General features: G+C 71.5%; 8 protein-coding genes. 3 read left to right on the forward strand and 5 right to left on the reverse strand.

Annotated elements, in window-relative coordinates:
* The first annotated feature begins 25 nt into the window (after positions 1–25).
* Together AC3WQR_RS24020 and AC3WQR_RS24025 are read left to right on the forward strand one after the other, a co-directional pair.
* On the forward strand, positions 26–1,900 hold the full coding sequence (locus tag AC3WQR_RS24020) for an ATP-binding protein (RefSeq protein ID WP_159278937.1): 1,875 nt from the start codon (positions 26–28) through the stop codon (positions 1,898–1,900).
* 6 nt (positions 1,901–1,906) lie between these two features.
* Positions 1,907–2,686 carry a hypothetical protein gene (locus AC3WQR_RS24025; RefSeq protein WP_492744113.1) on the forward strand — a complete coding sequence of 260 codons (780 nt, stop codon included), beginning with the start codon at positions 1,907–1,909 and terminating at the stop codon, positions 2,684–2,686.
* Here AC3WQR_RS24025 and AC3WQR_RS24030 read toward each other — a convergent pair.
* Positions 2,644–4,389 (reverse strand): galactosyltransferase-related protein, encoded by a 1,746-nt coding sequence (locus AC3WQR_RS24030; RefSeq protein ID WP_492744160.1) that lies wholly within the window; start codon positions 4,387–4,389, stop codon positions 2,644–2,646. The genes AC3WQR_RS24025 and AC3WQR_RS24030 overlap by 43 nt on opposite strands.
* Positions 4,390–4,436: 47 nt before the next feature.
* Here AC3WQR_RS24030 and AC3WQR_RS24035 point away from each other — a divergent pair, with 47 nt between their 5' ends.
* Positions 4,437–5,303 (forward strand): glycosyltransferase family 25 protein, encoded by an 867-nt coding sequence (locus tag AC3WQR_RS24035; RefSeq protein WP_492744115.1) that lies wholly within the window; start codon positions 4,437–4,439, stop codon positions 5,301–5,303.
* A 7-nt stretch (positions 5,304–5,310) separates the two neighbouring features.
* Here the strand turns inward: AC3WQR_RS24035 and AC3WQR_RS24040 are convergent, their stop codons facing one another.
* The 4 genes from AC3WQR_RS24040 to AC3WQR_RS24055 all read right to left on the reverse strand — a co-directional run bounded on the left by AC3WQR_RS24040 (position 5,311) and on the right by AC3WQR_RS24055 (position 17,078).
* On the reverse strand, positions 5,311–10,788 hold the full coding sequence (locus AC3WQR_RS24040; RefSeq protein WP_492744117.1) for a two-partner secretion domain-containing protein: 5,478 nt from the start codon (positions 10,786–10,788) through the stop codon (positions 5,311–5,313).
* A gap of 2 nt (positions 10,789–10,790) precedes the next feature.
* Positions 10,791–12,509 carry a ShlB/FhaC/HecB family hemolysin secretion/activation protein gene (locus tag AC3WQR_RS24045; protein ID WP_492744119.1) on the reverse strand — a complete coding sequence of 573 codons (1,719 nt, stop codon included), beginning with the start codon at positions 12,507–12,509 and terminating at the stop codon, positions 10,791–10,793.
* 41 nt (positions 12,510–12,550) lie between these two features.
* A complete protein-coding gene (locus AC3WQR_RS24050; RefSeq protein ID WP_492744121.1) occupies positions 12,551–14,662 on the reverse strand; it encodes a CHAT domain-containing protein in 2,112 nt (703 codons plus the stop codon).
* A gap of 226 nt (positions 14,663–14,888) precedes the next feature.
* Positions 14,889–17,078: a catalase gene (locus tag AC3WQR_RS24055; protein WP_159278722.1), complete on the reverse strand. Its 2,190-nt coding sequence runs from the start codon at positions 17,076–17,078 to the stop codon at positions 14,889–14,891.
* Between the last annotated feature and the right edge of the window lie 13 nt (positions 17,079–17,091).

Raw genomic sequence — 17,091 nt, forward strand, 5'->3', positions numbered from 1 at the left:
CCCGCCGGCCGCCGCCTCGCTCGTCGTGCGCGGCAACCTGCAGCGCGACCTGTTCCGCCTGGGCGTCGTGCCCTGCGCGGCCGTGGCGCTGGCGCTCACCGGCTGGTTCACGCACAACCGGCTGCAGACGCTCGAAGCCGCCTTCGACGCCGAAGGCCAGGCGGTCGCCAAGCAGGTGGCGGCGATGTCCGACCTGAGCCTGTACGCGGGCGACCTGCCGGCGCTGCAGAACGTGGCCTCGGCAGCGTTACGCGGCGGGCAGGTGACGCGCGTGGAGATCAGCAACAGCGCCGGCGTGTACGTCACGGCCGGGCCCAAGAACGAATCGCTCGCGCAGCTGCGCATGTTCAGCGCGCCGGTCACCTTGCGCGAGGCCTCGCGCGCCAGCGCCTTCGCGCCGGCCGGCTCCACCGCGGCGGGCGACACGCCCATCGGGCTGGTGCAGACCTTCCGCGACACCACCGCCTACACGCACGAGCGCAGCCGCTCGCTCATCGCCGGCATCGGCATCGCGCTGGTCGCGCTGCTGGCGGCGTGGGCTTCGGTGCGCCACATGGCGCGCACGGTGGCGCGGCCGCTGCGGCGTGTGTCGCGCACCGTGGCGGCGCTGGAGGCCGGCCACTTCGAGGTGCGCTGCGATGTGGTCGAAGGCGGCACGCGCGGCACGCACGAGCTGGCCGTGCTCGCACACGACATCGACCGCCTCGCCGAGCGCCTGCAATACAACCGCCAGGTGAGCGAAGAGCGCGTGCGCGAGGCCACCGCCGTCGCGCTGCAGCGCATGGCCGAGGCCGAGCAGGCCGCCCTGTCGCGCGCGCGCTTCCTGGCCGCCGCGAGCCACGACCTGCGCCAGCCGCTGCATGCCATGGGCCTGTTCATCGACGGCCTGCTGCCCAGCGCCACCGAGGCGCAGCGCCCGGCCGTGCTGCGGCTGCAGGAGAGCACCGGCTTCATGGGCGTGCTGCTCGACGACCTGCTCGAAATTTCGCGCCTCGATGCGCAGGTGCTCACGCCCGCCATCACGCGCGTCTCGCTGGCCGCGCTGTTCGACCAGCTCGACGCGCAGCACGCGCCCGCCGCCAGCGCGGCGCAGGTGCGGCTGCACTGGCGCGACCGCGGCCTGGCGGTGCGCAGCGACGCGGCCATGGTGCAGCGCATCGTCGGCAACCTGGTGGCCAACGCGCTGCGCCACGCACCCGAGGGCGGCACCGTGCTGGTGGCCGCGCGGCGCAGCCGGGCCGGCGTGCGCATCGAGGTGCGCGACAACGGCGTGGGCATCGCGCCCATCCATCAGGGCCGCATCTTCGAAGAGTTCTACCAGGTGGCCAACACCGAGCGCGACCGCCGCCGCGGCTTCGGCCTGGGCCTGGCGATCTGCGCGCGCATCGCCACTTTGCTGGGCACCCGCATCACCGTGCGCTCGGCGCTGCAGGCGGGCAGCACCTTCGCGTTCACGCTGCCGCCCGCGCGCAAGGCCGACGTCGCGCCGCCCGAGCCCGCACCGGTGGCGCCGGCGCCGCTGGCCGGCCTGCGCTGCCTGGTGGTGGACGACGACCCCGCCATCCTCGACGGCACGCACGCGCTGCTCACGCAATGGGGCTGCGAGGTCGAATGCGTCACCACCGGCGCCGAGGCGCTGGCGCGGCTGGGCACCGGCGACATCGTCTACGACGCCGTGCTGTGCGACCTGCAACTGGCCGGCGACGCCGACGGCGTGGAAGTGATCGATGCCGCCCGCCGCCTGCAGCCCGGCGCGCTCGCCGTGCTGGTGTCGGGCGCCACCGGGCCCGAGGTGCTGCAGCGGCTGCGCCACGGCGGCGTGACGCTGTTGACCAAACCGGTGGCGCCGGCCAAGCTGCGCGCACTGCTCACCACGCGGCGCCACGCGCCCGGCGCCTGACCCCGCATGCCCACCGCCATCGACCTGAAAGACGTCCGCCCCTTTGTCGCCACGCCCTGCCACGGCGGCGCGGTCGGCACCGAGTGCGCGCGCAGCCTGCTCGGCCTGGTGAACCTCGCGTGGACCCACGGCTTCGCGATGCAGACGCGCTTTCTCGACGGCGACAGCCTCGTCACGCGCGCGCGCAACCGGCTGGCCGCCGAGTTCCTGGCCGACACGCGCTGGACGCACCTGTTCTGGATCGACGCCGACATCGGCTTCGAGCCCGAGGCCGCGCTGCGGCTGCTGGGCGCGGGCCGCGACGTGGTGGCCGGCGTGTACCCGCACAAGAGCGACGGCTGGCCCGAAGGCGGCCTGCGCGCGCCGCTGCCGGCGGGCACCACGCGCGCCGACTTCGAGGCGCTGCATGCAGCGTTCCCGGTCAACGTGAACGACGCGGGGGCGCGCGTGGACGCCGACGGTTTTCTCGAAGTGCTGGACGCGCCCACCGGCTTCATGCTGATCGCGCGCCGCGTGCTCGAGCAGATGGCGCAGGCGCTGCCCGAACTGCGCTACACGCCCGACCGCATGGACGACCCGGTCGCCGCGGCGCGGCCGCACTACCGCTTCTTCGACGTGTTTGCCGAACCGAACAACGGGCGCTACCTCAGCGAGGACTACGGCTTCTGCCGCCGCTGGCAATCGATCGGCGGGCGCGTGCATGTCGACACGCGCTCGCGGCTGTCGCACCAGGGCCTGCGCACCTACCGCGGCGACTTCGCGAGGACGTTGGGGCTGGTCGGCTGAACCGGTTCTTGCAGGTCCAGCGGCAAGGTGTTGCGGTCGTAGTCGCGGTCGGACTCGATGCGCCTCAGTTGCAGCCCCGGACCTTCTTCCGCGAGGTAGTCGTAGCCGATGGCCTGGAACTGCCGCGCCGGATCGAGCCGCGTGTACAGGTCGCGGCGCGCCACGCGGTCGGCGTGACGGATGCTCTTCAGGTGGTAGAGCCGGTAGCGGCTGTAGAACATCAGGCCGTGGCGCTGCGCATCGTCGGGCAGCCAAGGGCCGTGCAGTTCCGAACTCGATTCAAAAGAGATCTGCTGCGGCAAACGGAACAGCCGCGCGCGCGACTTGCGGCCCCACGGGCCGTCGCTGCGCCAGGCGTCGGGCGAATTCCAGAGTTCGCAGGACACGAGCGACAGGCTGGCGAGCTGGTTGTCGGGCAGCGAATCGACGGTCGCGTGCAGGTGGCGCAGGAACAGTTCTTCGTAGCGCTCGTCGGCATCGCACACCAGCACCCAGCCCGCGCCGTGGCGGCGCGCCGCTTCGAGCAGGCGGCGCTTGTTCTCGTTCTCGCGCCACACATGCGCGCCGTCGTCGCACGGCGGGTTCGACAGCAGCTCCAGCAGCATCGGTTCGCGCCGCAGGATGTCGGCGGTGCCGTCGGTCGAACCGTCGTCGAGCGCGACGATGCCGTCCACGTGGCCGCGCAGGTGGTCGAGGCAGCCCGGCAGACAGCGCGCTTCATTGCGCACTTGCAGCACGCAGACGATGCGCAGCCGCGACGTGAGACGCTGTGCGATCGGCGGGCGCGCGCACCGCGGGCAATGAAAGGCGCTGGGCTCGTGGTGCAGCAGGCGCGCGCAGACCTCGCACTGGCGGCGCGAGCCCATCGGCACCACGGGTGCGGCGGCCAGCCAGTCCGGCGCTTCGGCGGGCCATGCGCGGGCGCCGTCGTCGCGCGCGATGCGGTCGAAGTCGCGGCCCCATCCGGCATCGCCCGCGCGCGCCTCGTGCGGTGTGCACTTGATCCAGTCGACGTCGCGGTCGAACTGCTCGCCGCCCGTGCGCGTTTCGTCCGACAGGTGCAACAGGTGCGCGCCCGGGCAGGCCAGCAGCTGCCAGCCCGCCATCTCCAGGCGCACGCGCAGGTTGTCGTCGTCGCCGCCCCATTCTTCGAAGGATTCGTCGTAGCCGTGCACGGCCTCGAAGGCCTCGCGCGCGCAGCACAGCGAGCCGTAGAAGGTCTGCAGCAGCAGCTCGGACGGCACCTGGCGTGCGAAGACGGTCTCGAGGGTGTCCGTGAGTTCGTCGAAGCGCGCAAAGCCGACGCGGCCGACCGCCACGCCGCGCGCGTGCCCCATCGCCGCCTGCAGCAACAGGGCCGGCGCATCGCCCACGTAGGCGGACTCGGGCGAGTGGACCAGCACGAAGCGCCCCGCGCTGCGGCGCACACCGGCGTTGATGGCCTTGCAGGGCGGGCGCCATGCATGCGTGACGTCGTTGACGAGCACCTTCCAGCGGATCTGCGGACAGTGTTCGACCAGCGCCAGCACGCCGGCTTCCTCCCCAGGTTCGTCGAGCGCGAGCACGACCTCGATGCCGGGCCGCGCCCAATACCCCGCATTCATCGGCAGCACGCGTTCGAATTCGGCAAGCTTGCGGTAGAAAGGCAGCACGACGCTGAGCCACGGACGGTTCGTGTCAGCCTCTCGACCTTCCGACGTCATGATGTTCACTGCATCGCTCCTTCAGCGATGACGCACCGGAGATGCCCATGCAAGGCTGCTACATCAACCTCGAGCGAAGCACCGAGCGCCGTGCCGCGATGGACGCGCAGCTGCAGCGGCTCGGGCTGACGAATGTCCGGCGGCACGCAGCCATCGACGCACAGGCACTCGCGCCCGGCAACGCGGCAATCACGCCCGGCGAGCGTGCCTGCTTCCTGTCGCACACCGAAGCCCTCGCGCGTGCGACCCCCGACGAAGCGCTGCTGGTGCTCGAAGACGATGCGCAGCTCAGCGAGGCCCTGCCGGCCGTGCTGCGCAGCGGCGCACTCGCGCAACTCGAAGCAGAAGGCTGCGACATCGCGTTCCTCGAATGCCAGCCCGTGACCTCGACGCAGCACCTGCTCGCGCTCTGGCACAGCCTGCAGCGGCGCCTGCCGCCGCAAGGCAGTGGCGCGCCGCGCCATGCGCTGTCGGGCATCGATTTCCTCGACGCGCGCACGCTCTACAACTGGGGCGCGGTCGCCTACGTCGTCACGCCGAAGGGCCTGCGCGTGCTGCCCGCGCTGCTGCAGGAAGCGCTCGCGCACGGACCATCGCAACCCTACGACCTGACGCTGGGCAGCTTCCTGCGCGACGGCCGCCTGCAAGGCGTGGTTCTCTCGCCCTTCCTCGCCACGCCGGCATGGGGCAGCCATGCCGACAGCACCCTCGGCAGCCCCGCGGAATCGGCGGCGCACGACGTGCTCGGCGGTGCGTTGCGGCGCCTGTTCTTCGCCGGGCCGCTCGACGGCCTCGAGGCCCATGTCGCGCCGTGGCGCCACGCCCCGCTCACCGACGACCCGCAGCTGCGGCTGCTCGCGGACCTGATGGCCCAGCTCTTCGTGCTCACGGCCCGCGATCACGCGCCGCGCTGACACCTTCTCAAAAATCCGAACAGCCGTTGCGCCGCTCGGTGTTCACGCAGCTCAGCAGGTTGGGCCGCGAGCGCACGCGCGACCATTCACGCGCCAGCACGTCGGCGCCCTGCTGCGCGCGGTCGCCATCCAGCGGGCCGGTGGCCAGGCAGATCGGCGCCTGGCCGATGTTCCGGTCGTACAGGTACGAGGTCAGCGGCTCGCGCACCACGTCCACCGAAGGCAAGAGCGGCAGGCCGCTCACGCGCAGCTGGCCCGGCACCACGCGCACCGCGTAGCCCTCGGCCGAGGTGAAGCTGCCGTTGATCGGGTACAGGCCCGTCGGACTGCCCGGCAGCGCCGGCGAGAACATCGAGCCGCTGAAGCCCGCTCCGGTGTCGCCCAGGATCAGGCCGGTGATGCTGTAGATGAAGAACGGGTTGGGCGCGCCCACGGTGCGCGACGCGTCGGCGATCACGATGGTCGCGGTCGGTTGCTGCGCGTAGATGAAGTGGTTGTCGCCCGGCGTCACGGTCACGGTGCACAGGCCCAGGTAGGCGCAGTGATAGAAGTTCGGCAGCGGACCCGAGCCGGCCAGGCCGCCGCGCGTTTCGCCCACCCAGGTGTCGGCCCACACGCGCCACAGCGCACCCGAGATGCCATGGCCGCCCGGGTTCTGGAAGCGCGCTGCCGCCACGAGCTCGGTGCCGCTGGTGCTGCTGACCGGCGCGCCCAGCGTGAGGTCGCCGCTCAGCGTGCGCACGAACACGGTGTTGGCGGCCATCGAATCGGCCGACGTGACCTGCGGCAGGTTGCCCGCCGCATCGAAGCCCGTGACCGACACCGGCCCGATCGTGACCGCGTTCGCGTCCACGTAGGCAAAGCCGCCCGCCGCGCCGCCGCCGACCGTGGCCACGTCGTTGCCCGGATTGCGCAGGTCGACACTGCCGTTGCGCGAGCGTGCGAGCAGCGTGCCCGCCGTGATCGTGCCCGCGCCCGACTGGCTCACGTTGCCGCCCGACAGCAGCCCCAGCGTCGCGGCCGAGACCGGCGCGTTGAGCGCGATGCCGCCGCCACCGCCTTCGTTCTGCAGGGTGAGCGCACCCGAGGTCGTGAGCGCGCCGGCCACCGTGATGGCGCCTGCGTGCGTGGTGCTGCCCGCGACGATGGTCGGCGCCGACAGCTGCGCGAACTCCGCGCCCGACACCGAGAAGCCGTTGACCGTCGGGCCGCCCAGCACGATGGGCGTGGCCGTGTCGTCCGACGCGACCATGTTGGCATCGACCCCGCCCGGTCGCAGGTCGATGGCGCCGGCCGCGACCACCGGCGCCTCGATCACGATCGAATCGCCGCTGCCGTCGTTGCTCGCGCGCAGCAGCACGTTGCCGCTGCTGCGGATGCCCGGCAGCGCGCCCGGCGCGGTCGGCGCACCGCCGGCCTGCAGCACGACACCGCGCCCGCCGTTCTGCGAACGGCCCGTGACCTCGATGTTGCCGCCGCCCGTGGTGACGAGCTGCGCGCCGTTTTCCAGCCGCACGCCGCTGTCTTCGGTCACGCCCGGCGCCGAGGGGTCGTTGTTGAAGTTGTAGCCGCGCACCGCGATGTTGCCGCTGCCGGTGGTGATGGAACTGCCGCCGTTGATGAGCACGCCGTGCGCCGCCGCGAAGGTCGACGAGGCCTGGCGCCGCGCCACGCCCTGCACCGTGACGTTGCCGCTGGTGGTGCTGATGGTGCTCGGGCCCAGCTGGCCGCTGGTGATGACCACGCCGCTGTCCCACGTGGTCGAGGTGCCGCGGATGTCGACGTTGCCGGTGGCGCTGGCAATGCGCGCGCCCTGCAGCAGCACGTCGCCGCCCTCGATGCGCACGTTGCCGCCCGCGCCCGCGTCGCTCTGGCCGACGCGCGTGTCGACCTGCACGTCCTGCGTGAGCACCACGGTGCCGGTGGGCGCACCGGGCTGGCCGCTGAGCAGCGACACGTTGCCGCCGTCGGTGATGACCTGCCCGCCGTTCAGGCGGATGAAGCCGCTGCCGGGCGTGCCCGTGCCCAGCGCGTTCATCGTCACGCTGCCGCCTTGCGTGAGGATGTTGCCCCCGAAGTCGATGAAGCCGCTGTTGCCCGAGGGCGTGCCGTCGGGGTTGACGCCCGCGTTCATCACCACGTTCAGGTCGTCGCCGCCGGTCGCGCGGATGGTGGTGCCGGGCGTGCGCGTCTGGATGCCGCTGGCGGCGTCCAGCTGCAGCGTGAGCGGGCCCTTGGAGCCGGTGTAGTTGATGTCGACGTCGGCGTCGAGCGTGATGACGCCGCCACCGCCCGTGCCGGTGCCCGTCGTGATCTTCACGCTGGTGCCACCGTTCAGCGCGGTGTTGATGTCGCCGTCCTGGATGGTCGAGTTGGCAACCGCGTCGTAGGGGTTGGTCGGCAGCGTGCCCGCGGCCGTGCCATGGGCGATGGTGAGGTCGAAGGGGTCGATGAACCACTGCCCCGCCGCGCCCACCGGTGCCGATGCGTCGACGCGCGCGCCGCGCAGGTCGAAGCGCCCGGCCGAGGTCTCGATGCGCCCGCCGTCGCCGCCGGCCGCGCCGCCGCGCGCCGAGAGCTGGCCGTGCGCGCGCAGCGACTCGGTCGCCACCACCTTGATGCTGCCGCCGTTGCCCGCGCCCGTGCCCGCGTTGGCTTCCAGGCGCGTGTTGCCGCCGACGGCGATGGCGTTGCTGGCCGCGATATCGATGCTGCCGCCGCCGGTCGCGCCGCTGGCGTCCAGGCGCGCCACCGCGGGCGAGCCGTCGGAGTTCGTGGCGCCGTCGATGAGCACGTTGCGCCCTTGCACCGAGATGCTGCCGCCCTTGCCGCTGTCGCTGGCCACCGAGGCCAGCGTGCCGACGCTGGTGCCCACGCCGGAGATGAAGGTGACCATGCGCATCGAGATGTCGGTGCCCTGGGCGTCGATGGCGATGGTGCCGCCGTCGGTGCGCAGCGCCGTCGGATGGTCGGCGTCGGCCGTGACGGCCACGCCGTAGGTGGGCGTGGTGGACGCCGTGATGATGATGTCGGGGCTGCCGAGCGTGGCGCTGAAGCCTTCGCTGCCCGCGTGGCCGATCACGTCGATGCGCCGGCCCGCGCCGGCCGAGACCGCGCCCCGGATGGCCACGCCGTTGCCGCCGCCGGCCGACATGTTCCCCGCCGCAAAGCCCGTGTCGGTGCGCAGGCCGTCGAGGTTCGCGCCCTGGCCTTCGATGCGCACGTCGCGCTCGCCGGCGACGGTGGCGTCGTCGATGACGACCGCCGTGCTGGCGCCCACCGCGGCGCCGCCGATGTTGGAAGTCCAGGTCGGGCCCTGGCCCTTGATGCCGATATCGCCCACCGACTTCAGCACCGCGCCGCTGCCGATGGCGACGCCGCTGCGCCCGTAGCCCGCGAGGCCGTCGAGCTGCAGGCCGCCGGCGCCCGCTTCGACCGTGCCGCCCGTGATCGACACGCCGTTGCTGCCGCGGAAGATGAAGTCGCTGTTGTTCTGGTCGTCGATCCAGGTGCGGCCCTGGCCGCGCATCGTCACGCGGCCTTCGCCGCCGGTGGTGACCTGGCTGCCGGCCAGCGTCACGCCGTCGCGCCACACGAAGTCGCCGGTGTCGCCGCCGAGCGGGACGATGCCGCCGATGGCGCGGCCGTTCTGCGCATCGCCCTGGCCGAAGAAGCGCACGTCGCCGCCGTTGGCCGCGATGGTCGCGCCGGTCAGCACGATGGCGCCGGCATAGTCGGTCTCCGCAGAAGGGTTGCCGCTGCTGTTGTTGATGTTCTTCGCGTTGGTGGCGACGCGCCCGGTCGCGTCGGCGTTGAAGTCGACGTGCAGCGCGCCTTGCTGCGATGTGATGGCCGAGCCCTCGTTCATCACGATGCTGCCGGCCGAATCGACGCGCAGCCGCGCCGTGCCGCCTTCGCTCTTGACGACCTGCACGCCGGGCGCAAAGGTCACGCCCGCGCCGAGGCCGGTGCGCCCGCTCGCCAGCGTCACGTCGGTGCCGCGGCCCAGCGTGTCGCCGACACTGCCGGCGCTCACGGAGCCGCCGGTGAAGGCCGGCAGTTTGCTGTCATACGCCGGCACGTTGCCGGCCTCGACGATGCCCAGGTCGGACTGCTTCGCGTTCACCGTCCAGCTGCCGTTGGCGCCGCCCTGCGCACCACCGCCTGCGTCCACACGCACGGCCTGCACGCGCACTGAATCGGCCTCGTTCGAGATCGCACCGCCCTTGCCGGCGCCCGCGCCGCGCGCGGTCATCTCGCCGTAGGCCTGCAGCCGCGACTCGCGCTCGGGTGCCGGGTCGGCCTCGCCCACCAGGGCCTGGCCCTGGGCACTGGCCGTGGTGACGGTTCCGCCCGCGCCGCCCGTGGTGGCGTCGGCGCGCAGCACCGAGGTGGACGACAGCGCCACGTCGTAGCCGTGCACCGACACGCTGCCGCCGCCGGCCTGGCCGCTGGCGTCGATCACCGCGCGCTGGTCGCCGCCGCCGGTGCCTTCGATGCGCACCTGTCCCGCCGCGATGCGGATGGTGCCGCCGTGCTGCCCTGCGCCCATGCCGGTGGCGTCGAGCGTGCCGCCGTTCATCTCGATGCGGTTGTTGCTGCCGGCGCCGAGCACGATCTCGCCGTTGACGTTCTCCAGCGTGCGCGCACGCACCGTGCCCGACTGGTTCACCACCAGCTCGCCCGCCGTGGTGGAACTGCCGATGAGCATCACGCGCCCGCCGTCGGCCTGCAAGGTGGCGCCTGCGGCGTTCACCACCTTGGCACTGGTGGCCATGGCATCGGCCGCGACCACGAGGTTGGTGAGCCCGTCGTTGCCCAGGTCGAAGCTGATCTTGCGGCCCGAGGCCAGAGCGACGGTGCCGCGGTTGGCGACGATGCTGCCGGTGTTGGTCACCTCGGCGCCCATCAGCACCACGGGGCCACCGGTGGCGGTGAGCACGCCGGCGTTGCTCACCACCTTGGCGTTGGCGTCGTCGCGCAGGAAATCGAGCTTGGTGCTGGCAGCATTGAGGAAGTCGTTGTCGGTGGTATTCAGTGCCAGCGTGGACGCCACGAGACCGCCCACGTTGACCGTCGCGCCCTGGCTGAACACCACGCCGCTCGGGTTGATGAGGAACACGCGCCCGTTGGCCGTGAGCTGGCCGGCGATGGTCGAGAGCTCGCCGCCCGTCACGCGGTTGAGCAGGATGCTGGACGCGCCCATCGACTGGTTGATGTTGACCGCGTCCTTGGCACCGATGGAGAAGCTGTTCCAGTTGATGATCGCGCGCAGCGACGACTGCGAAATGCCCAGCGCCTGTCCGCCCACACTGGTGGCCGACGTGGTGGTGCCCACGGTCACGCCGCCCTGCGTGGTGTAGCCGTTCGGGCCGAAGCTCGGCAGGATGGTTTGTGCCAGCGCCGGGGCCAGGCCCATGCAGGCGATCGAAAGCGCCAGCGGGCGCAGCGGATGCCGGGGTTGGAAGGTGGTGCGGGGCTTCATGGTCAGAACGCCTTCTGCAGCTGCACGTACAGCCGCGGGTTGCGCCCGCCGCCGTCGATCTGCGCGGGCGGTGTGCCGGCGCGCCAGGCGAGCGTGGCGTTGATCGAGAAGTTGCCCGGGCGCGACCAGCTCAGGCCGATGCCGTAGCCGCGCAGGCTGTGGGAGTTCTCGCCATCGAAGGGCGAGGGATGGCGCGCGATCTTTCCGCGTGCCGCGTCGTAGAACAGGTAGGGTGTGATCTCGTCGGTCGCGGCCCAGCGGTATTCGAAGGTGCCGATCAGGCCCTGGTCCACCAGCAGTTCGCCCGAGGGGTAGGCGCGCACCGCACGCGCGCCGCCGAGCGCGAGCTTTTCGGAGGCATCGAGGTTCTTGCTGGCCCACTGGCCGCCGACCGAGAAGTACAGCGAATGGCGCGGCACGATGGCCTGCAGGCGCGACACCTGGAAGCTCAGCTTGGTGAAGCCGCCTTCGGTGTGGCGTCCGCCGAACTGCTGGTCGGACTGGAAGCTCTGCGCGTCGCGGATCGACAGGTCGCCGTGGTACAGCGTGCCCGAGCTGGCCCAGTAGCCGCCGCCCAGCACCTCGTCGCGCCGCTCCCAGGCCCAGCCGATGCCGAAGCCCTGCACGCGCTTCTTGGCCGTGAAGTCGACGCCGCGCAGCTCGTCGGTGAGGTCCTTCACGTCGGCCGTGAGGCGCAGGAACAGGTTCTGCTGGCGCTGGCGGATCAGCGGGTAGTTGAGCGACACGTCGAGCACGTCGGCGCGGCCGCGCGCGTCGAGGTCGACGAACTTGCCGCCCAGGTCGTAGCTCACGCGCGAGATGCCGATGCCCGCGCGCAGGCCGCTGGTGCCCAGCGGCGCCTCGTAGGCCACGCGGCCGTACTGCAGCGCGTTGCTGTTGGACAGCAGCAGGCGCGCATCGAGGTTGTCGCCGATGCCGAAGGGGCTGAGCCAGCGCGCCGTGCCGCCCACGCGGTAGCGCCCCGCCTCCTTGGTGCCGTGGTTGTCGGCCTCGGCCGAGAAGGCCCAGCGCGCGCCGGCCTCGACCTCCACCGACAGGTCGGTGGTGCCGGCCTGCGCGCCTTCCTGCAGGCTGGACGACACCTTGAGGCCCGGTTGGTCCGACAGCAGCAGCATCGCGCGCTCGTAGGCCGGCGCGTTGACCGCCTCGCCCGGCTGCAGCGCCGCCAGGAAGCCGCGCACGCGCGCCTCGCTGATCGGCGCCTCGGGCGCGACCAGCACGTCGACCTTGCCGAGCCGGCCTTCGATGATGCTGATCTCGACGATGCCGTCACGCACGGTCTGCACCGGCACCACCGCCTGCGCGAGGAAGTAGCCGCGCTCCTTGTAGCGCGTGGTGATGGCCTGCGCGAGGCCCTCGAGGTCGCCGAGCGTGACGTCGCGGCCGATGTAGGGCGCGGTGATGGTCTGCAGCTCTTCGTTGCTCAGCGCCTTCACGCCGTTCAGGCGCAGGTCGGTGAGCTTGAAGCTGCCCGCGGCGGCGCGCTGTGGCGGCGCGGGCAGCGTTTGCGGGGCGACGGCGCCGGTGGCCTGCGCGACGGGGCGGTCGCAGCTGCCGCACGGGTCCTTGGTGGGCAGCAGCGTGGTGGCTTCCTGCGCATGGGCGCGGGGCATGGCGACCCACAGCGTGGCGCCGACGAGTGCAGTCGCCGCAATGGCGATCGGCGTCGGCCGTGGACGAAGGCGGATCGCAGGGGCCATGGCAGTGCTTCTTTGCAGGAGGGAGCGTGGCGAAGACATGGTCAGCTCCCCACCGTGAGGCGCCAGTTGCCGATCAGGTTGAACGGCGCCCAGAAGAAGGGGTGGGACATCTTGGGGTCCTTCAGCACGGCCAGTTGCCCGGCCTGCATGGCCTTCTGGATGTCGCGGCCCTTGGCGAGCTCGCCATACAACGTGCCCATGAGCACGGCGGTGGCGTCGTCCGACACGGGCCACAGCGAGGCGATGAGGCTGGAGCTGCCGGCCGAGAGGAACGAGCGCGTGAAGCCCAGCACCTCGTCGCCCTGCGCGATGCGTCCCAGGCCCGACTCGCAGGCCGACAGCGTGACCAGCGCCGTGCCGTCCATCGGCAGTGCCAGGATCTCGTGCGCCTCGAGAAAATTCTGCTTGCCGCCTTCGTTGGCCAGCAGGATGCGCGAGTACAGCGGATCGACCTCGTCGGCCTCGGCGTGCGCCGCCACGTGCATCAGCGGCGAGCGCGAGGCCACGTCGCGGAACTGCGTCTTGGTGGCGGCCGCGCCCATGTACACCGTGTTGCGTGGGAAGAGCTGCGCGAGCTGCTTGACCTCGGTCTCGGCACCCGGCAGGTCGTACTTGTCCTCGATGCGCGGATTGCCGAAGGCCGTGAGCGACGCGTTCACGCGCGGCGTGCGCTGCGCCAGCTGCACCGCGATGCTGATCGACGGCGCCACCGACACCGGGTGCGTCTCGATGAGGTAGCGCCCGTCCAGGCGCAGCGCCTGGAACGGCAGGTAGTGCAGCGGCCCGTGCGGCACCACCACCACGCGCTGGCCCGGCGTCAGGCCCAGCGGGCCGAGCAGCGCGGCGCCGAGCTTGTCGGCGTTCGTGATGGCCGCGCGGCGACCGCGCACGATCGAGTTTCGAAAGGTCTCGACGAGTTCGGTGAGCTCGTCGCGCTTCACCGCGATGCGCTTTTCGACAATGCTGTCCGGGCCGACGACCCAGACCATCAGGCGGTCGGGCAGCGCGTGGTACTGCACCACACGCTCGTCGGCCGCCAGCGTGCGCTGCAGCGCCGCCACGCCGACCGTGCCGGCCGACGACTCGCTGAGCTTGGCGCGGCCGCGCACCGCATCGAGCAGCGCGCGCGAGCGGCTGTGCTCGCTGACCTCGAAGGCGCGCTGCGGATCGCCCGCTTCGCTGTACACCGCCACGCCGCGCTCGAACACCGACTGCAGGTCGGAGAACAGGCCCATCTTCACTTCTTCGCTGCGAAAGCGCGCGCGCACCTGGTCGACATCGGCCAGCGCGCGGCCCGCGGCCTCGGCCGCAGCCTGCTTCTGGCCCAGCGCGAGTTCGCTGCGCGCCACACCGTCCCAGGCCCAGAGCCGGTAGTAGGCGGTGTCGGTGCCGACCTGGCGCGTGGTGAGCGCGCGGTACTTGTCGCGTGCCTCGGCCGGCTTGTTCTCGGCCAGCAGCAGGCGGGCGCGCGTGCGTTCGAGCTGCGCGGCCAGCGGCGCTTCGCGCGGCTCGGCCATGTCGCCGAGCACCTGGCGCGCGCGTGCCGCATCACCCGATTCGATGAGCGCGTTGACCAGCGAGGCCTGCACCAGCGGCGCGTAGCGTGGCGAGCTGTTGGCCAGTGCCTCGTCGTAGCTGAGCACCGCGCCGGCGAAGTCGCCGCGCCGCGTGCGCACGTCGCCGATCACCTTCTGCACCGGGCCGACCACCAGCTTCGGATCGCGCGCGGGATGGCGCAGCGCTTCGCGCGCGAACTCCTCGGCCTTCTCGAGCTGGCCCGAGTAGCTGTAGACGATCGCCAGGTCGCGGTTGGCCACGGCGCGCAGGTTCGGGTCGCTGGTGGCGTTGGCCAGGTGCAGCGCCTTGCTCGCGGCGCGCACGCTCTGGCGGAACTCGCCCGCCTCGGCCAATGCGACCGCCTGGCTGCAGTATTGATAGCCCGAGAGCTTGACCGCGTCCTGCCCGTAGAGCACCGCGCCTTCGCTGGTCAGGGCCAGCAGCGTGTCGGTGTCGGCCAGCCGCGCCTGCGCCATGCGGTCGGCCGCGGCCTCTGCATTCGGGCCACCCGCCGCAGCGGCGGGAGTTGCAGGTGGTGGCGCCGGACGTTGTGCCTGCGCCGAAGGGCCGCCGGGGCCCAGAAGCAGCACACCCACCAGGCCGACCGCACCGGCAAGACCGGCACGGCGACGCGCCGGATGCGCACATCCCCATCTCGAAAACCACGCCATTGAACCCCCTCGACCCATGCACTCGCTGCCGCGAACGCTCGACGCCGCGGGAGTGCGCGCCGTTCAGGCCTCGTGGGAAAGTCTAGGAGCGGGTGTTCACCTCGCCTATTCGCAATACGGTCTAGCGCAAATGGCGTAGAGCCGGCTCACGCTAGGCGGGCACGCTGTCGATGTTGAGTCGGTCCCAGTGCCGGTGCTTCGCAATCGCCGCAATGAAGTCGTGCGCGATCTGCGTCGCCGCCGTGGCGTCGCCCAGGTTCGTGACCGGCGTTTCGGCCACCACCACGCCGGCCGGTGCCTCGCCCTCGGGCGTGACGCCGAGCGTGGCCAGCAGTTGCACGCCCTCGCCCACCGCACAGATCGCCTTGCAGTGCTTGTAGGCCTCGAGCACGAAGTGCACGGCATCGCCCTGTGCCGCGAGCGCGGCGGCACCCTCGGCGCCCGCCGGCACAAGCACGGCGTCGAACAACACCGAGGCGGTGTTGGTGAAGGTCATGTCGACGTCGATCTGGCGCTTCGACGCGCTGGCCACGGTGCCGAGCTTCGGGCCCACCACCTTGCACAGCACGCCCACCTGCTCGAGCGCATCGCGAATGGGCTTGAGCGAGGCCGAGTCGACGCCGTCGGCCACGAGGATCGCGACCTTGCGCGTGCGCACCACGCCGTCGGCGCTGCCGTCGCTCATGCGCAGCGCGGGCGACTCGTCGATGGGCAACTCGATGCGGTGTTCGCGAAAGCCCGAGTACCCCGCCGCCGCTTTCGCGTCGGGCTCGCCGATGCCCAGCGGCTCGGCCACGCGGCGCGCGAGCTTTTCATCCACGTGCGCGAGGTTGTCGACCATGCGCTGGCGGATGGCGGGCACTTCGAGCTTCGAGAGTTCGAAGCGGAAGGCCGCGACGATGTGCTCCTTCTCGGCCATGCTCTGGCTGTTGAAGAACAGGCGCGCCTGCGTGAAGTGGTCGTCGAACGAGGGGCTGCGGCGTCGCACCTTCGGCGACTCGATCTCTTCGGGGAACGATTGGAAGCCGTGGCTGCCGCCGTCCACGCGGAACTCGGTGCCGCTGCCCAGGGTGTTGGGCTCGTAGGCGACCTGGCCGCGCGCGATGGTCTGGCGGTGCATGCCGTCGCGCTGCATGTTGTGGAACGGGCACACGGCCTTGTTGATCGGCAGCTCGTGGAAGTTGGCGCCGCCCAGGCGCGAGATCTGCGTGTCGGTGTAGCTGAACAGGCGCCCCTGCAGCAGCGGGTCGTTGCTGAAGTCGATGCCGGGCACGACGTGGCCCGGGTGGAAGGCCACCTGCTCGGTCTCGGCGAAGAAGTTGTCGGGGTTGCGGTTGAGCACCAGCTTGCCGATGCGCTGCACGGGCACCATCTCTTCGGGGATCAGCTTGGTCGGGTCGAGCAGGTCGAAGCCCAGCGACTCGGCCTTGTCGGGCGCGATGAGCTGCACGCCCAGTTCCCACTCGGGGAAGTGGCCCTGTTCGATGGCTTCCCAGAGGTCGCGGCGATGGAAGTCGGGGTCCTTGCCGGCGATCTTCTGTGCCTCGTCCCACACGAGGCCGTGCACGCCGAGCTTGGGCTTCCAGTGGAACTTCACGAAGTGGCTCTCGCCGCGCGCATTGACGAAGCGGAAGGTGTGAACGCCGAAGCCTTCCATCATGCGAAGGCTGCGCGGAATGGCGCGGTCGCTCATGGCCCACATCAGCATGTGGGTGCTCTCGGGCATGAGCGAGGCGAAGTCCCAGAAGGTGTCGTGCGCGCTCGCGGCCTGCGGCATCTCGTGGTGCGGCTCGGGCTTCACGGCGTGGATGAGGTCGGGGAACTTCATCGCGTCCTGGATGAAGAACACGGGGATGTTGTTGCCCACGAGGTCGTAGTTGCCCTCGCGCGTGTAGAACTTGACGGCAAAGCCGCGCACGTCGCGCACGGTGTCGGCCGAGCCGCGCGAGCCGGCCACGGTGGAAAAGCGCACGAACACGGGCGTCTTGGCGTCGGGGTCCTGCAGGAAGTCGGCGCAGGTGTACTGCGACATCGACTGGTAGACCTGGAAGTAGCCGTGCGCCGCCGAGCCGCGCGCGTGCACGGCGCGCTCGGGAATGCGCTCGTGGTCGAAGTGCGTGATCTTCTCGCGCAGGATGAAGTCTTCGAGCAGCGTCGGCCCGCGCACGCCCGCCTTGAGCGAGTTGTGGTTGTCGGGAACCTGCAGGCCCTGGTTGGTCGTCAGGTGCGTGGGGTGCTCGGTGGTGAAACCCTCGAGCTGCAGCTGCTTGGCGTTGGCGCCGTCACCGGTCTTGGCGGTGCTGGCGCGGCGGCCTGCGGCGGCCTTGTTCTGGGGGGACATCGGGGTTCTGGGC

This window comes from Variovorax sp. FW305-3-2-15-B-LB1 (genome assembly GCF_058787635.1).

Bases quoted from the DNA above. Each gene is read 5' to 3' on its own strand.
- AC3WQR_RS24025 (WP_492744113.1), top strand. From the start codon at position 1,907: ATGCCCACCGCCATCGACCTGAAAGACGTCCGCCCCTTTGTCGCCACG.
- AC3WQR_RS24030 (WP_492744160.1), bottom strand. From the start codon at position 4,389: ATGACGTCGGAAGGTCGAGAGGCTGACACGAACCGTCCGTGGCTCAGC.
- AC3WQR_RS24035 (WP_492744115.1), top strand. From the start codon at position 4,437: ATGCAAGGCTGCTACATCAACCTCGAGCGAAGCACCGAGCGCCGTGCC.
- AC3WQR_RS24040 (WP_492744117.1), bottom strand. From the start codon at position 10,788: ATGAAGCCCCGCACCACCTTCCAACCCCGGCATCCGCTGCGCCCGCTG.
- AC3WQR_RS24045 (WP_492744119.1), bottom strand. From the start codon at position 12,509: ATGGCCCCTGCGATCCGCCTTCGTCCACGGCCGACGCCGATCGCCATT.
- AC3WQR_RS24055 (WP_159278722.1), bottom strand. From the start codon at position 17,078: ATGTCCCCCCAGAACAAGGCCGCCGCAGGCCGCCGCGCCAGCACCGCC.